13 protein-coding genes are annotated in these 15,795 nt (G+C 61.4%); 5 read left to right on the forward strand and 8 right to left on the reverse strand.

Annotated features, from left to right (window positions below):
* Nucleotides 1-5 precede the first annotated feature (5 nt).
* Nucleotides 6-575 (forward strand): acetyltransferase, encoded by a 570-nt coding sequence (locus IVB23_RS33845; RefSeq protein WP_247801419.1) that lies wholly within the window; start codon nucleotides 6-8, stop codon nucleotides 573-575.
* Here IVB23_RS33845 and neuB read toward each other — a convergent pair.
* From neuB to IVB23_RS33870, 5 genes are all read right to left on the reverse strand, one after another.
* The gene (neuB, locus tag IVB23_RS33850; RefSeq protein WP_247801420.1) at nucleotides 572-1,642 is read right to left on the reverse strand and encodes an N-acetylneuraminate synthase; all 1,071 of its coding nucleotides are present in this window, start codon (nucleotides 1,640-1,642) and stop codon (nucleotides 572-574) included. The genes IVB23_RS33845 and neuB overlap by 4 nt on opposite strands.
* A complete protein-coding gene (gene neuC, locus IVB23_RS33855) occupies nucleotides 1,639-2,817 on the reverse strand; it encodes a UDP-N-acetylglucosamine 2-epimerase (RefSeq protein WP_247801421.1) in 1,179 nt (392 codons plus the stop codon). The genes neuB and neuC overlap by 4 nt, the downstream gene beginning before the upstream one ends.
* Nucleotides 2,810-3,994, reverse strand: coding sequence for a LegC family aminotransferase (locus IVB23_RS33860; RefSeq protein WP_247801422.1), 1,185 nt, complete (start codon nucleotides 3,992-3,994; stop codon nucleotides 2,810-2,812). Before IVB23_RS33860 ends, neuC begins: the two co-directional genes overlap by 8 nt.
* A gap of 19 nt (nucleotides 3,995-4,013) precedes the next feature.
* Nucleotides 4,014-5,033 carry an NAD-dependent 4,6-dehydratase LegB gene (locus IVB23_RS33865; RefSeq protein ID WP_247801423.1) on the reverse strand — a complete coding sequence of 340 codons (1,020 nt, stop codon included), beginning with the start codon at nucleotides 5,031-5,033 and terminating at the stop codon, nucleotides 4,014-4,016.
* A 134-nt stretch (nucleotides 5,034-5,167) separates the two neighbouring features.
* Nucleotides 5,168-6,370, reverse strand: coding sequence for an HAD-IIIA family hydrolase (locus IVB23_RS33870; RefSeq protein WP_247801424.1), 1,203 nt, complete (start codon nucleotides 6,368-6,370; stop codon nucleotides 5,168-5,170).
* 426 nt (nucleotides 6,371-6,796) lie between these two features.
* Between IVB23_RS33870 and IVB23_RS33875 the strand changes: the two genes are divergently transcribed.
* Both IVB23_RS33875 and IVB23_RS33880 read left to right on the forward strand, forming a co-directional pair.
* The gene (locus IVB23_RS33875) at nucleotides 6,797-7,666 is read left to right on the forward strand and encodes a hypothetical protein (RefSeq protein ID WP_247801425.1); all 870 of its coding nucleotides are present in this window, start codon (nucleotides 6,797-6,799) and stop codon (nucleotides 7,664-7,666) included.
* Nucleotides 7,667-7,676: 10 nt separating this feature from the next.
* Nucleotides 7,677-9,086, forward strand: a complete 1,410-nt coding sequence (locus tag IVB23_RS33880; RefSeq protein WP_247801426.1) for a DUF6418 domain-containing protein — start codon at nucleotides 7,677-7,679, stop codon at nucleotides 9,084-9,086.
* A gap of 42 nt (nucleotides 9,087-9,128) precedes the next feature.
* On the opposite strand, the gene IVB23_RS33885 is transcribed toward IVB23_RS33880, so the two are convergent.
* Nucleotides 9,129-10,013, reverse strand: a complete 885-nt coding sequence (locus IVB23_RS33885; protein ID WP_247801427.1) for a class I SAM-dependent methyltransferase — start codon at nucleotides 10,011-10,013, stop codon at nucleotides 9,129-9,131.
* 465 nt (nucleotides 10,014-10,478) lie between these two features.
* Here IVB23_RS33885 and IVB23_RS33890 point away from each other — a divergent pair, with 465 nt between their 5' ends.
* Together IVB23_RS33890 and IVB23_RS33895 are read left to right on the forward strand one after the other, a co-directional pair.
* Nucleotides 10,479-11,219: a hypothetical protein gene (locus tag IVB23_RS33890; protein WP_247801428.1), complete on the forward strand. Its 741-nt coding sequence runs from the start codon at nucleotides 10,479-10,481 to the stop codon at nucleotides 11,217-11,219.
* 10 nt (nucleotides 11,220-11,229) lie between these two features.
* Entirely contained in the window at nucleotides 11,230-12,153 is a 924-nt protein-coding gene (locus tag IVB23_RS33895; RefSeq protein ID WP_247801429.1) for a hypothetical protein, read from the forward strand.
* Between the two features lie 721 nt (nucleotides 12,154-12,874).
* Here IVB23_RS33895 and IVB23_RS33900 read toward each other — a convergent pair.
* Nucleotides 12,875-14,854, reverse strand: coding sequence for an acyltransferase family protein (locus tag IVB23_RS33900; protein WP_247801430.1), 1,980 nt, complete (start codon nucleotides 14,852-14,854; stop codon nucleotides 12,875-12,877).
* Nucleotides 14,855-14,948: 94 nt separating this feature from the next.
* Entirely contained in the window at nucleotides 14,949-15,788 is an 840-nt protein-coding gene (locus tag IVB23_RS33905; protein ID WP_247801431.1) for an SDR family oxidoreductase, read from the reverse strand.
* Nucleotides 15,789-15,795 lie beyond the last annotated feature (7 nt).

Raw genomic sequence — 15,795 nt, forward strand, 5'->3', positions numbered from 1 at the left:
CCTTCATGGTCTATGAGGCCGCTCTCTTGTCGGGCGAGTTCAACGTCGTCGGTTTCCTCGATCGCCAGCCGGGTACGCTGGGCAATGCGCGCTACCTCGGAACCGATGACGTTGCGCCCAACTATCCGGATGCCGCCTTCGTGGTCGGGATCGGAACGATGCAGGCGGGGCCCGCGCGCCGGCAATTGATCGGCCGGCTGCAGCTCAAGCGCTGGGCGTCGGTGATCCATCCGCGCGCGTTCGTCTCGCCTTCGGCAACGATCGGCGCGGGCAGCGTCATCATGCCGGGTGCCATCGTCAATGCACGCAGCATGATCGGCCATCACTGCATCATCAATTCGGGCGCGGTCGTCGAGCACGATGTGCGAGTTGGGCACTGCACGCATCTGTCTCCCGGAACCGTAGTCGGCGGCGGTGCAGAGATCGGCGACAACTCCTTTGTGGGGCTCGGCAGTCGGGTCCGCGATCACATTTCCATTGGCAATGATACGCTGGTGGCGATGGGTTCCGTCGTTACGGCTTCATGGCCGCCCGGGTCCGTGCTGCGCGGGGTCCCTGCCAAGCCCCGTCGTTAAACCGGGTCGTCCGGGTCAAGCGCCTGCGGCGCCGCCGTTCCGATCAATGACCAATAATCGATCGGTGGCCGTCCGGTGCCCGGCCGCTTGGCCGTGATGTCGGCCGGTCCGATGATCTCGCCGGCCCTCAGCGCGCGCGCCGCCACGATGCTCTTGCGCGCCACCGGGACGTTCCTGATTTCGGATTCCTTCGGCGTCTTCACGCCGTCGCCGAGTGCGGTCTCGACATTGCGGATAGCGCCGACCATGCGCTTGAAATCGTCCGGCTCGAGTGAGGCTGCGTGGTCGGGGCCGGGCGCATTGCGATCCAGCGTCAGGTGTTTTTCGACGATGGTCGCGCCGAGCGCGACCGCGGCGACCGAAATCTCGAACCCATCGGTGTGATCGGAATAACCGACCGGAAGCTGGAACGCCGATCGCATCGTCGCCATCGCGGCGAGGTTCACATCGGCGATGGGGCAGGGATATTCGGTCGTACAATGAAGCAGGCTGACGTGCCGCGCCACCGCGGCGCGTGCCGCCCGATCGCGCCATGCTGCGCGGAACGAGGCGACGCCTGCAGGATCCCTGCGATGCGCATAGCCATGGGCCAAGACACCCAGCGCTTCCTCAACCTCGCCGAGCGTTGCCATGCCGGTCGACAGGATCAGTATGGCGCCGCCTTTCGCCGCTGCATGGAGCAGCGGCGCATTGGTGAGGTCGCCCGAACCAATCTTGAGGCGCGACAATTTCAGAGACAAAAGGAAGTCGAGCGAAGCATTATCGAACGGCGTCGACAGAAATTCGATGCCGCGCTCCTTGGCGCGCGCGATCAGCGTTTCATGCGCAGCCTGCGGCAGCTCGAGACGTTCGAGCATGGCTAGCTGGCTCTCGCCGGCATCGGTGGTGCGCTGCTGATAGTCGGCCTTCTTCGCCGCGCCGCCCGCCAACGCCTTTGCATTGAAGGTCTGGAACTTGACGATGTCGGCTCCGGCATCGGCTGCCGCATCGACCAAGGCCAGCGCCTTTTCCAGGCTGCCGTCGTGATTGACCCCGGCTTCCGCGATGATCAGCGTGTGCGTCGTCATGGCCGCGCTCCGCTTGCGGGAAGTTCGTAAAAGCCCTTGGCCAGAAGCCGCCTGAAATCGGGGATGGCGGCGACAATGTCGGCAAATCGCCGGCTGGATTCACCGTCGCCGTAGGGGTTGACGGTGGCTTCGCGGCCACGCTGGAGTCCTGCCGAGATCGCGGCGGCAATTGCGCCACGTTCGGGCGCTGCATGAAACACCGAGGCCGCGCGCTCACGCCCCTTCTGACGGTCGCCGATATCCACCGTGGGAACGCCGAAGGAGGGTGCTTCGAGCACGCCACTCGAGGAGTTGCCGATCACCACGTCGACTTGGCTCATCAGGCTGAGGTAGCGGAGCTGCCCGAGCGAGGCGACCGCGATCGTGTTCGGCCGGCGTGCCGCGAAGGCCTTGGTCCGATCGTTCAGCGCGCGCCCTTCGGCATCGGCATTGGCAAGCGTGAAGACAAGACGGAAGGCGGGATCGAGTGTCGACAGGGCAGCAAACAACTCATCCAACTCAGCCACCGACCGCCCGGCTTCGACCGTGACGGGGTGAAACGTGATGAGTGCATTGCGTTCGCCGAGCGGCATCCCGATCGCGTCGCCTATGTCGTCGCGGTTCATCAGATCGAGATGCTTGATGGCGTCGATGCCGACCGAGCCGATGGTATGGATGCGGGACGGGTGCTCGCCAAGCTGCATCAATCGCCGCGTCGAGCCATGATTGCTGGTGAAATGCAGATGCGACATCTTGCTGATGGCGTGGCGCGTGGATTCGTCGACCGCGCCTTCGGTGACGTCTCCGCCGAACAGATGCGCCATCGGTAGTCGCATGAACATCGCGGCCTGCGCAGCCGCGAACATCTCAAAGCGGTCGCCGAGCACGACCACGAGATCTGGCTGCAACCGCGTGAAGGCGTCGGCAAATCCGATCACGCCGAGTCCGACCGATTTGGCTACGCCGGCGCCGCTGTCGCTGCTCAGCAGCGTCTCGATGCGCTCGTCGACCTCAAATCCCTCCTCGCGGATGGCGTTGAAGGTGTAGCCGAATTCCGGCGCGAGATGCATGCCGGTGGCGATGAGCTGAAGCGTCAGGCCCGGCGTCTGACGGATTGCGCGCATCGGCCAGACCAGCAGGCCGAAATCGGCCCGGCTGCCGGTGACGAAGCAGATTTTTCGTGCGCGACTACTCATCGCGGGGCCTGATGCTGGCGCTGCTGGGCAAGTTGATCAGCCGCCGTTCGATGGATTCCGCGGTGGAAAGATCGCCGCGGGGGCTTTGCGCGAACATCGGCAGCCTGTGCATCAGCGTCCAGGCCGGGCGCGCGCCGAAGCCGGCCTCGTTCAGTGCCGTGAGCACGTCGTCGCGCCGCTCGGCATGCGCCTCGTCGAGCAGGATCGCATTCAGCCAGTAGTTGCTCGTGGTGTCCTTCGGCTCCCGCGAGAAGCGTACCCCCGGGACATGCGCGAACGCACGTTCATAGGTGGCCGCCAGCCGGCGCTTGCTCGCCAGGAAGCCATCGAGCTGCTCGAGCTGGGCGCAGCCGAGCGCGGCGTTCAGGTTGGGCAGGCGGTAGTTGAAGCCGATCTCGTCGTGCACGAAGGCCCATTTGTGCGGCAGCTTCGCGGTCGTGGTGAGATGCTTCGCGCGTCGTCCCAGTTCCTCGTCATTGGTGAGGATGGCGCCGCCGCCGCCTGTGGTGACGATCTTGTTGCCGTTGAAGCTCAGCGCCGCGAGCCGCGCCTGCGATCCGACGGCGTGACCCTTGTAGGTCGAGCCGAGCGATTCCGCGGCATCCTCCACCAGCGCGATGCCCCAGTCGTGTGCGATCGTTGCGATCTCGTCGAGTGCGACGGGGTGCCCGAACGTGTGCATCGGCGAGATCGCCGCGATGCGGCGTCCGGTCTCGCGATTGATCGTGCCTCTTGCAGTCCGCTCCGCAATCGTCCCGAGGCGCACCGCGAGGGCGTCGGGATCCATGCCGAGCGTGGCAAGCGAGCTGTCGACGAAATGGGGCGTTGCGCCGCAATAGGCGATCGCGTTCGTTGTCGCGATGAAGGTCAGCGCTGGCGAGATGACCTCGTCGCCGGGCTCCACGCCGGCGAGCCTGAAGCAGGCATGCAACGCGGCCGTACCATTGACGACGGCGACCGCGCGTTTGGCGCCGGTGACCTCCTCCAGCATGCGCTCGAACCGATCGACAAAGGGGCCGACCGAGGAAACGAAGGTGCTCTTGATGCACTCTTCGAGGTAGGCGATCTCGTTTCCGGCGAACACCGGTTCGTGCAGGCCGAGCACGCCGTTCGGCGTTCCCACCGCGCGCCGCACGGCGTCGACGATCGTCTCCGGCTTGAAGTCTGAGCTGGCCACGACACTGTCCACCATCACCTCAGACATTGTAGACGTCTGCCTTGTAGCGGATGAGGTTTGCGGGATTGGTGAACCAGTTGACGGTCTTGACCATGCCGCGACGCATGCCCTCGACACCGCCGAATTCAGGGCTCCAACCGAGCTGCTGGCGTGCCTTGGAATTGTCGGCCCAGAGCCGCTCGACCTCGCTGTTGGCCGGACGGAGGCGCGTCTCGTCGGTCTCGATTTCGATCGTGGTCGCCATGACGTCGGCGATCATCTCGACGGTGGCGCCGACCGAGATCTCGAAGCCGCTGCCGAGATTGATGGTCTGGCCGACGCATTGCTCGGCCGGCGCGGTAAGTCCTGCGATGAGGCCGCGCGCGGTATCGGTGACGAAGGAGAAGTCCCGCGTCGGACTGACGGCGCCGAGACGGATCTTGCGCTTGCCGGTCGCGATCTGGCTGATGATGGTCGGAATCACCGCGCGCGCCGACTGCCGGGGGCCGAAGGTGTTGAACGGGCGGATCACGACGACCGGCATGTCGAACGAGGCGTGGAACGATAGCGCCATCTGGTCGGATGCGATCTTCGAGGCCGAGTAGGGTGACTGGCCAACCAGCGGATGGTTCTCCTTGATCGGGACGATCTGCGCCGTGCCGTAGACCTCGCTGGTCGAGGTCTGCACGAATCGACGCACGCCCGCCATGCGCGCCGCCTGGAGCACGTTCACTGTGCCCTTCACATTGGTGTCGACATAGGAGTCGGGCGCGACGTAGGAGAAGGGAATCGCGATCAGCGCCGCCAGGTGCAGCACGTCGGTGCAGCCGCTGGCGGTTGCGATCATGAAGTGCGGATCGCGGATGTCGCCGGCGACCACCTCCACGGACTTCATGATGTCAGCGGGAACCGTGTCCAACCAGCCCCAGGAATTGAAGGAGTTGTAGTAGACGATCGCCTTGACGCGTGCCCCGGCCTTCACCAGCTCCTCGACGACATGCGAACCGATGAAGCCGTCGCTGCCGGTAACGAGGACGCGGGCGTCCCTTAGATCTGCCATGCCGGACCCCAGAAGGCGATTAAGCCTGTGTTCGCAACAAGATGGCGCTATAGCACACTGGCGGTCGCGCGCAACAGAGCAGCGCCAGAAAGCTGCCAAATGCCCGGGGATGCAGCAGTTTTCGTGACGCGCGCCTAGGCCTGGCCGGCCGGGATGAGGCGTTGTCTCACGAAGGTCTCCAGGTTGCCGCCCTCGAACAAGTGGCCCGCGAGGCCGGCCGCACGAGCGGCTTCGATGTCGCTCGGCTTGTCGCCGATCACCATGCTGCGCGTCATGTCGACCGGAAAGCGCTGTGCGAGATCGATGATCATGCCCGGCGCCGGCTTGCGCCGGTCGCTCGGGCGGCAATAGCGCGCGACGGTTCCGTCGGGATGATCGGGGCAATATTCGAATGCATCGACATGCGCGCCAATCAGCGCCATCTGGTCCGCCATCCAGCGGTGCAGCGCGACCACGTGATGCTCCTCGTAATAGCCGCGCGCGACTCCGGACTGATTGGTGATGACGAAGGCAAAATAGCCGGCATCGTTGACGGCCTTCACGGCCTCGCGTGCGCCCTCGATCCATTCGAGCCTGTGCGTCTCGAAAGTGTATCCCGAATCATGGTTGAGCACGCCGTCGCGATCGAAGAACACCGCCGGCCGTCGCAGCTTGTCCCGCAATTCGCGGTCGGCGCGTGCAAAGTCGTCGGGAATGCCGATGTCGATGAAGTAACCGCGATAGGCCGTGCCGCGCAGTGCGCTGAACTTGGTCAGGCCAGGAAATACGTCCTGCTCGAGCGAGGCGGGAAGCATTGTGATGTCGGCAAGAACGGACTTGTCGATGACGTAGATGCCGGCATTGACCGGTCCAGTAGCACCCACACCCGGGGCGATGAAGTCACGCACCACGTCACCGTCGAGGACGACGCGTCCATAACGGTCCCCGACGACGCCGTCGCGCAGTGCCATGTGAACGCGCCCCCCTTGGGCGCGCATGATTAGGTCGAGCAGGTTGAAATCGAACAGGGAATCGCCGTTGAGCAACAGGAACCGGTCATGCAGAAGGTCGCGCGCATGCACGAGCGCACCGCCGGTGCCGAGCGGCTCGGGCTCGCGCGACACGATGATTCGCGTCGATCCCCTGGCGGCCGCGGCGTAGTGCGTCTCGACGATCTCCGCCTTGTGGCCCGCAAGCAGAAGAATCTCATCGAACACGCCGTAGCGTACGAGTTCGTCGAGCAGCGTGTCGAGAAACGGCCGGCCGCCAACATCGAGCATCGGCTTCGGCACGGTTTTGGTGCGTTCGCCGAGGCGGGTGCCGAGTCCCCCGATGAGGACGACAGCCTGTCTCAGCATGTTGGCTCTTCCCGTCGGCATCTCAGTCGAAGGCGAGCAGCAAATGTCTGTCTCAAGGTTCTGGCTCTCGTTGGATCGAGCTGTGGTGGCCGGATCGTCTCGATCCTCGATAAACGCTTGGCGAACGCGACACTGAGTGACAAAGACCCCGCACCAACGCCCGTCAATGGCAAGCTGCCCGCTGCGACAGGAACTGTTGCGGCTCTGTTTACGCTTGGCGGCGCCCGGAGGCAACGAGCAAGGGAGTAGGCGAGGATTCTCTTGTCGAACGACCCGGCCGGGCGAAGCGCAGGCGGGCGATCATACGAGGGTCGATCATCGAGAGCCTCCTGGCCATGGGCCGATTGATCAACCAGAGATAGCTCAGTATGATAGTGACCGGGTTCCCCATCCGAATTGTGGGGGTTGCCGGGGGACAAGAGTCACATGCCGATGGCCGAGCGTACGCCGCGAGCTCCAGCGTTTCTGCAGCTCGCGAGACGGTTCCATGTTGCTGTTCGAGCAGCGCGGAAGCATTGGGTCCTTTCGCTCATGATCGGGGCGATCTTGTTGGCTGCTCTTGGCTCTCTTGCCGTCGGCCGGAAGGTGGAATCCTGGACCGCGACCTCGACGATCGCGATTGGTACCGTGCCCACCCTTCAAAGTATTCTCGGGCTGGCTGGGGCAGGAGTTGAACCCATGGAGAGTGCCCGTGACCTGGTGATGCGAATCGGAGCGGTCCAATTTCAGAGCACTGTTCTGGCCGATGCTCGCAAGGCGCTTCCCGACTCGCGTGGGGCGTTCGGTGGAGCCTCACTGCGCGGGATCGTTATTGGCGATTCGTCGATCCGCCTGGAGGCGAGCGCCGCCTCGAAGGAGGAGGCGGCGACCCTGCTTCAACAGGCTGTTCTTGCGATCCAGGCCGCACACCAGAGATTATTCGAGCCGAGGATGGAGTTGTTGCATTCGGTGCGCGCGCGCCTGCAAGATGCGAGAGCGCTGCTCAACGATGCATTGAGGAAGAACAGTATGGACTTCGCGCCGGTTCGGCCGGACGGGGGTTCCATCGGGGCTGCCTTCGTGGAGAGTCCAGGGGCTTCGGTCGACAGGATGCTCAACATTGATACGCGCATTGCTCTCCTGGCTTATATCGAACGCACCGTGAGGATGACGGGGCCGCAGGATGGCTTGTCTCCCGCGACGGAAGGGCCGAGGGAAGTCAATCTCGTGCAAAGAGCCATCCTGGCGGGCTTGGGCATTCTGCTTTTCATCGGTCTTTTGACCTTCTTTCTGAGGCGGCCGGCGCGTCTGGGCTAGGACTTCGGCAATGACCCTTCTGGCTGGAGCCTCCATACTCCTCTTCTTCGTCTGGCTGGGGCTATTCAGGTCGGCGGTCCTCATTTGTCTTGCCTTCCTTTTGTTTACCTTCGCATGGCGGACGATCTCGTCGCTCTATGTCGACCTCACGGGGCCTGTATTCTCGTCCCAGCTTCAGATGTTCATTGGACCCGGCGTCATGACGGTGTTCCAGTCGATTGCTTATTTTCTGACGCTTCTTCCCTTCCTCTGGGTCTTCAATTCGAGGGCGCTCGATGAATGGGCACGGGAGGCTCCAACTCCCGGACTGCCTGCGTCCCAATCTCAACTGACCCTTTCGGACGTCACGTTCTACGCGTCCGTCCTCTTCTTGATCTTGCTTTTCGGTGCCCTGATTCAGGGAGGTGTCATTCCGTTGTTTGCCAAGATCGAGCGTTGGACCTTCAACGAACAGGCCAGCTTCCTCCATCGCCTGGTGGTCGAGCGAGGGGACATGCTCTGCTTCTGGTGGGGGACCATGTTTGTGGCCGAGCGATTGCGACGCCAGCGATACGATTACCGCTTCGTGGGTTTGCTGGCCGTCCTCACCTTCTACATGTTTCTCGCAGGCGGGCGCTTCTCGCCGTTCTACCGATATTGTGCGTTCTTTGTCATACCGTTTTCCGCGGTGCTGATCGTTCAGGCGCGAGATCTCGGGAGCGCAAGTTTGTTCAACTTGCTGCCCCGGATTAGCGACCGCCGCATCGTGCTGGCCGGCACCGGCGTCATTGTGCTGACGGCCACGATGATTGCATTCGCACTCTATTGGAATCTGACCAGAGTCCGAGGGTTCGAAGGTCAGGCGGCGCTGGATGCTTTTGTCGAGCGCGTTCTGGTGCAGCCCTCGGAGATAGGATGGGCGTCCTATCAACGCGTTCTGGTCAACGGAGATTGGGACGCGCGCCACGTCTTCGATTTCCTGTTCGACCGCCCCATCGTTGCGGGACGGAATACGACCCCGCAGCTTCTGATGTCCGAAACCATTGGTGAGCCGCGGACGACGGAACACATCACAGGCGGTTTTCAGTTCGCGGGCGGGTTCCCCGAAATTTTCTTCGAACTGCTTGGTCCCTATTTCGGCTGGATCTTCCTGCTGGGGGCCGGTTGGCTCACTGCGCTCCTCTCAGCTGTTATGATCCGGTCAATCATCGTCGAACGATATCTGACGGCGGCTCTATCTTTCTACGTGCTGTACGGCATCTACGTGATGTACATCGGCGGCATGCTGAACTTTGTCGCGACGCCGACATATTGGGTGAAGATTGCTGCGCTGTTTGCGGCAATCATTATCGAGGAGCGGGCGCCCATTCTTCCGTGGGTGCTGGCCGACAGGCCTCGATTGTTTCGCCGCTTTGTGATGCGACGTCCGCAACTGCCCTGACACAGCCCGCAATTCTGCCAAGCAACGAGCAAACGGCGATCTTCAGTTTCGGTTCGATGGATCGGCCGGACGGCCGATGATCAGGGAGCCAAGCGTGAACAGATCCTCTTCGGAGAAGCCTCTGAAGCATGGTGCCAATCGTTCCAGAATATGCCGCTCCGGCGGCCGGCGATCGGGCTGATCGCTGAGTAGCTCGAACCCCGCCTCTCTAAATAGTTTCAGATATTCGCTGTGGCGCAAACGATTGACGTACTGGAAGCGCGACTGGAAGGGCGCCCAATCCTCCTCGGAATAGGTCAGAAAGTTGAACGAGCTGATGGACGGATCGAAGCCTTTGAAGTGGTCGCCATAGTCGATCTGCATGAGGACCAGTCCATCAGGACGCATGATGCGTCGCAGCTCCTTCAAGATCGCCGCGATGTCATCCTTGGGAATGTGTTCGAGCGTTTCGACGGAGACCGCGCAGTCGATCGAACCGGCCGGCAGGCCTGTCGTCCGGGCATCGGCTGGCGCGTGATACTCGATCCTCCAGGAACGTTCGAGGTCGTCAAGGGAATTGATATCGGGGTGGCTGTTGCCGCTGAGTCTGGAAATGATGGCGGCATTGGAGCGGATCAGCTCCAGCTTGGCCAAGCGCGCGATGTCGACCGTGATGAAGCGCTGCGCTCCATGCGCGCTGAAGGCGAGCGGAATGATCAGATCGCGCCCGGTGCCAAACTCGAAGCAGGTCGAATCCCGTAGCGGCCTTAGACTGTAAGCTTGGTGAACGCCCAGCAGCCGCTGCGCGAGCGTGTAGACGGATTTAACCTGCTTCTCGGGCCGCGGCAGCCGTCGTGTGACGTAGCGCTGCAGGGCGTAGTGGATGTCTTCGCCAAAGGGGATGTTCGACAGCACCGAGAACGCTCGCGCCTTTGTCTGCCAGCGCACCTCAGTGATTCCTCGGTTGAATGGACGTCGTGGTTGGCGTGGTACTGACGAACGGTCGGCGAAGCATGGTGGACGTCCAGGATGGGCCCTGATCCGGCTGTTCAGGCGGGTGCCAAATCGCATGGCCAGCTTTGCTTATATGGGAGCCGCAGGCGCAACGCAAGGTTGCGGGGGGGGGGGCTCGGGAGCGAGTCCGACCGAGGTCGAAGTGCCTCTTCCGGCTACGTCGCGGCCGCAGAGACAGGTTGCCCTCCAACCTGCTGACGTGCTCGTGGCGAGCCGTGTCTTCGGAACAGCTCGGCATGGCGCCATTCCCGGTTGATTCCACGGTCGGCTGAGCGTAAACAGACGCTCAAGTTACGTCGCCGTTTCAGCATGCGGGCCGGAAATCGCGTATGGTTTGTCGAAAGCCGCCGGCCGGTTCGGCCTATGCCGGTCCATTGCTCTCCCGCCGAGTCTTATCGAATGTCCGGTGAACTGCAGATCGGAGAGGCCGTCGCGAGAGGTTATCCGCCCGCCGTGCTCTACCTGCGCAACGACGAGACCGTCACGACGCAAGTCTGCGCATTCAACTACTTCTCGGTCTTTATGAATGATCATCCGGAAGTGGATGCGCATGTCTGGCTCTTCGACGGAGCGGGCACGCAGGCCGGGTATTTCCACAGGGAGCTCGGCGTCAACGGACAGCTGCAGTTGCAGACTTCGGAGCTGTGTCCGCAGGTTTCGGGAACGGTGGCGATGGCGCTGGTCCCGAAACACGAGACCAAGCTTCGTCCCGGACGGAAGGTGACCACCGGCTACTATGCACAATATTTCTCGCAGCACGGTGCGGTGACATTGTCACATGAGCGCGAACCCGTGGCGGCGGCGCCGTTCCCGACCTCAGCCTGGATGCAATCCTATCTTACGCGATTCCTGAAGGAGTCTGGTGTGGTGCTCGTGAACTCCTGCATGGCGCCCGAGGGCGTCTCGGTTGGGAGCGCCCGGCTCATGGCCCTGGATGGCACTGCATTGGGCGAGCGCGCGCTGCCAGAGATCGCGCCGATGGGAGCCGTCCGCATCAGCACGCTTGATCTTTTCCCCGAGGCTGAAAGGTTGATCGGCGCGGCCGAAGGTTTCGCTCTGGAGTTCAAGGGCACCAACATCGCCAGCCCGTTCAGCTATTATGAGTTTGCCAACGGCAAATTCAGCTTGCATCATTTTTAGGGGCGCGTCCGTGACACGTTTCTCGTCCAGTCCCTGGAAGCCCTACGAGCCCAGATTCATGTTCCCGACCTTTGCGGGTGTCGAGTCGCGCATGGGCTTCTCGATCCCTGCTTGGTATCGCCCTGTCGACATCAGGTATCTCCGCAGCCTCGTCGCCGGCAGCCTGCGCAAGAATTTCCGCGAAACAGTCAAGGATCTCGTTCCCGAACTTGCCAGCCTGGTCGCCTCGGGTTTCAGCAAGAAGCTCAGGTTCAAGCTGCACATCCTGTCCCGCGACGGCGAGTACCGGGCAACCTACGAGTTTCCGGACAATTATGCGCCGGGCTCCTCCGTCGAGATCGAGCTGTCGCGTCTTTTCGCCTCGCTCAAGTTGCCACAGGAGGATTATCTGGTCATCGCCGTGATGTCGCGTGGGCGTATGGACGGCTTCCGATCCTCGCCTGCCAGCTATTCGATGACCTATGTCGATCAGGACAACGTCGCGATCTATCGCACCGGAGCCTTTGCCCGGCCCTTGAACGAAGGCAGGCTCAAGGCGCATGTCGGGTTCACCGGGATCAATCCGAAGATCATTGCGACCAGCGACATCGTCAGCAGCCTGATGCTGATCAATCACTCCTCCGATCCCGAATATGCTCATGCGGCGCGGCCGACATCGAAGCTGATCCGCGAGGATGGCGAGCAGATCGAGGCCGATTTCGGCGAGATTCCGCCGCTCGGGGCGCGCGAGATGTCGGTCGTCGATATGTTCGGCAATCGGGTGTTCGACTTCCTAAAGCCGTTCGGCGGGCGTGGGACTACGGTTACCACTTGCGCCGGAATGACGCTCGCGAGCCTGCACCTGCAACGAACGAACGACAATCGGCGGACGTTGCTGGGCATCGAGCACTCGCGACCTGCGCACATGAACCTCGCGGGCATTCTGCAGCATTGATCTAGCGGTCTTGACCGCTTGCTGAAGTCTGACGAGCACATGAATACTCCACCCTCAGCCTGGTGCTCGGCTTCTGGGGCGTCTTGAGCGTTCTGGTCGTCGCCTAAGTTAGTGGTGGATAGAAGTATCCGACATATCTCCCGGGCGTGCTGTGATACGCTGCGATAGATTTTGCGTCATCGTCAGCCCCCGTTCCGACAGAGTTGTTCTTCAAGGGCAGAAAGTTCTTCCTTAATCCAGTCGCACTTGGACTGCCCGTGAACTGCTGCCCCACCTTCCATCGCGGCGCACGAAGCCAACCTGATCCAGGATCAAACGCGATCTAACCTGGATCGTGAAATCAGCTCTGCAGCTCTCACCTCATCGGAGGCTGCATCCGACCGCCGATCACCAGGATCACTCAGGCGCGGTTCATCATGCTTGCGCTCGCCGGACTCGCCTTCTTGGCTATCCTAGAGCATGATCGGGAAAAGTGTGTAGCAAGTTTCCGAAAAGATCACGTTCAAACAATGACCTAAAGTGCGATGCATCCAAATCTCATCACGCTTTAGCGAAGGACTTGGAAGATTGCTGGAAGGAAGGCACGACGGCGAAGGCCGGCAGCGGAGCCGGCTTGCGCGCATCCAAGCGGAGGGCAGGGAGAGATCGATGCGTTCCCCCTTCGGCAATAGCGGAGAGTTCCGGGCTGAATCCGATGGAATCCGTCAGAGGTCGCTCGTGATCACTGTCCCGCGGACGTGTATCTCAGAAGAAGCGCCTTTAGGTCTTTCCCAACGATACCTTCTCCGCAGACGCTGAGATGATCGAAATCTCGGTACATCAGGCAATCGCCGTCCAGCAGTCCCTTTGCTTCCTGGTTGATGACATCGGAGAACGATATGTACTGGAAGTCCACTCGCTGCAGGCCGATTTTCTTGCGAAGGTGCTTCTCGAGCGCCGAGAAGATGTCCGCCGTCACGGGATTGAGATGAAATCCCCCGCGCGCAACCCGTTTCATATTTTCGAAGTCTCGGAGGTCGATTCTCGGTTCGACAAAAGGACCTAGCCAGATTGTCCTGGTCAGTTTGGACAGGTTCTGAAGATAAGCAATTGTCATGGCTATCGGGCGTTCGTTGAAGTGGTATTTGCCTCCAAATCTAAGAACATCGGCCGGCTCCTGCCGATCATGTTCGTCAATCACGAGGTGAGATCCGGAGAAATGCAATATGACCGTCGCGACGGCTTCTCGATGGGCGTCCAAGAATTCGTCGAACCCTACGTAGGGACATTCCCGGGTTCTAGCCCAAGGCCGACATCCGGGTCCGACCAAGCCAACTACGAATTTGCCATAGTCGTTTCTGAAGAGAGCATTGTAGAGGTTCATCCCATGGGAATCGCCAAGAACAACGGTCGCGGGTCCGAACCTTTTCGAGCAATCGATGAGTCGGCTCCATGCCGCGGGATCGAATTTAGTCGTCCAGAATACGCAATCGCCGTCCGAGGCCATGTCGCGCATGAAGTCGCCTCCCGTACTACGCTCAAGCAATTCGTAGAGACGTCGGGTATCGTTGCTGCTGAAGTAGAGGCCTTGCTTTTCGAACCCGTTCGTGGCGATCGCAAAGATGCTGGCACCCGCCAGACAGGATATTCCGAGCGAGGTAAGTGCGATCAGCGCCGGTCTCCTTAACCATTTGCGATTTCTGGCCGGCTGCTCGACGATGCGGTAGGTCAAGACGGCAAGCACGAGAGAAAGTGCCGTTAGCGCAAGAGCCTCGCCGACATTTAGTCGCTGGAAGCCATTCAATCTTGCGAACACAAACACCGGCTGATGCCATAGATAGGCGCTGTAGCTAATGAGCCCGATCGCAACGGGAACCCGACTACCGAGCAGTCTGCCGGTCGTTGTCCGTGCGGTAGCGAATGCGACGATAAGGCAAGCTCCAAGCACAGCAGGAAGAGCGCGCAAATCTGGGTATCGGATTTCGCTGTGGTCAAGAAGGCCATAACCGATAAGTCCGATGCCGATGACAACGAAAATGTCGAGTGTAGTACTTGACAATACAGCCCTTAATTTCGTCACGGGCCACAAGGCCAGAAGAGCGCCAATGAGCAACTCCCAGAGCCGGCTTGGTATCAGATAGAAGGTAGTCTCTTTGGCCTGAGGGCCCCATTGGGCATAGGCAATGCTCGCGACCGCAATCGTGGCAAACAGCATGCCCGCTCGCTTACGGCCAAATCGTAGTGCGCCCATCAGAAAAACGGGGAAAATCAGGTAAAACTGCTCTTCGATACCGAGGCTCCACGTGTGCAACAGCGGCTTCAGTTCGGCTGCCCTGTCGAAGTAACCACTCTGCGCCCAGAAGAACACGTTCGACGCGAACACGCATACAGCGATAACACTCTTCGAGAATTCGGACACCTCGTGTGGAAGCATGAAAATGAGAACGAAAGGAACGCAGGCTAGTAGAACCACAACGAGTGCTGGCAAAATTCTCCGTGCCCGCCTTTCGTAGAAGGCTGCAAACGTGAATCTGCCGTCCTCCATCTCCGTGCTGATGATAGACGTGATCAGATAGCCGCTAATGACGAAGAATATGTCGACGCCGAGGTAGCCGCCCGGAACCGCATCCAGCCCGGCGTGGAAGAGAATAACCGAGAGAACGGCGATCGCTCTAAGGCCATCGATTTCGGGGCGATATTCCACTTGAGAAACCTGATTCATGTCGAATCTGACACATGGTGATCGTGGATCGAGAGTTCCTATGAAGGGACGCCGTCGTCCTGGGAAGCCGTCTCGCGCGTGGGCGCTGGTGCCGCTACCACACGCTTCTCCCGCCGTCGATCACCAGGTTCTGCCCGGTCATGTAGCTCGAGGCATCGGAGCAGAGGAACTGCACCGCAGCGCGGTACTCGTCGACATCGGCCATGCGAGCCATGGGAATCAGGCGCGTCAGTCGCTCGACGAAGGCGGGATCCTGGTTGTTGAAGACGCCGCCGGGCGAGATCGCGTTGACGCGGACGCCGTGGCCGGCCCAATAGGTCGCCAGATATTTCGTCAGCCCGATCAGGCCGTGCTTGATCACCGAGTAAGTCACCGGTTTCACCGGCTGCTCCTCCTCGCGTGTCACCTGTGGCAGGCGGTAGATTCGCTGGTCCGGCGCGATCACGCCGAGATCGGAGGCGATGTTCAGGATCACGCCGCGGCCACGCGCCGCCATCGCGCCGCCGAACACCTGCGCGCACAGCATCGCACCGGTCAGGCCCACGGCGATCTCGGTCTGCCATTGCGGCACCGGAAACGCCTCGAAGCGGGAAGAATGCGTCACGCCGGGTGCGGAGGTCACCTTGGGGTCGATCGCCGCGTTGTTGACGAGGATGTCGACGGAGACGCCGCGGCCGGAAAGTTGCTCGTTTGCAGCCCGTACCGAGTCAAAGGAGGTGACGTCGATCGCAAGCGCGATCAGGTCGGCGGACGGCGCGTTCTGCTTGAGCGCGGCAATGGCTGCTTCGGCCTGCGCAAGCCCGACGTCGGTGACGACGACGCGCGCGCCCGCTTCCGAAAGCGCGGCGACATGCTGCCGCCCGAGCAGGCCGCCTGCGCCGGTCACGAGAGCGGTGCGGCTGGTCAGGTCATAGCGTGAGGACGGGCTTGCCATCGGGAAG

It is taken from the genome of Bradyrhizobium sp. 191 (assembly GCF_023100985.1).
Lineage (GTDB): Bacteria > Pseudomonadota > Alphaproteobacteria > Rhizobiales > Xanthobacteraceae > Bradyrhizobium > Bradyrhizobium diversitatis.

Bases quoted from the DNA above. Each gene is read 5' to 3' on its own strand.
- neuC (WP_247801421.1), bottom strand. From the start codon at position 2,817: ATGAGTAGTCGCGCACGAAAAATCTGCTTCGTCACCGGCAGCCGGGCC.
- IVB23_RS33880 (WP_247801426.1), top strand. From the start codon at position 7,677: ATGACCCTTCTGGCTGGAGCCTCCATACTCCTCTTCTTCGTCTGGCTG.
- IVB23_RS33875 (WP_247801425.1), top strand. From the start codon at position 6,797: ATGCCGATGGCCGAGCGTACGCCGCGAGCTCCAGCGTTTCTGCAGCTC.
- IVB23_RS33845 (WP_247801419.1), top strand. From the start codon at position 6: ATGGTCTATGAGGCCGCTCTCTTGTCGGGCGAGTTCAACGTCGTCGGT.
- IVB23_RS33900 (WP_247801430.1), bottom strand. From the start codon at position 14,854: ATGAATCAGGTTTCTCAAGTGGAATATCGCCCCGAAATCGATGGCCTT.
- IVB23_RS33865 (WP_247801423.1), bottom strand. From the start codon at position 5,033: ATGGCAGATCTAAGGGACGCCCGCGTCCTCGTTACCGGCAGCGACGGC.
- IVB23_RS33890 (WP_247801428.1), top strand. From the start codon at position 10,479: ATGTCCGGTGAACTGCAGATCGGAGAGGCCGTCGCGAGAGGTTATCCG.
- IVB23_RS33870 (WP_247801424.1), bottom strand. From the start codon at position 6,370: ATGCTGAGACAGGCTGTCGTCCTCATCGGGGGACTCGGCACCCGCCTC.
- IVB23_RS33905 (WP_247801431.1), bottom strand. From the start codon at position 15,788: ATGGCAAGCCCGTCCTCACGCTATGACCTGACCAGCCGCACCGCTCTC.
- neuB (WP_247801420.1), bottom strand. From the start codon at position 1,642: ATGACGACGCACACGCTGATCATCGCGGAAGCCGGGGTCAATCACGAC.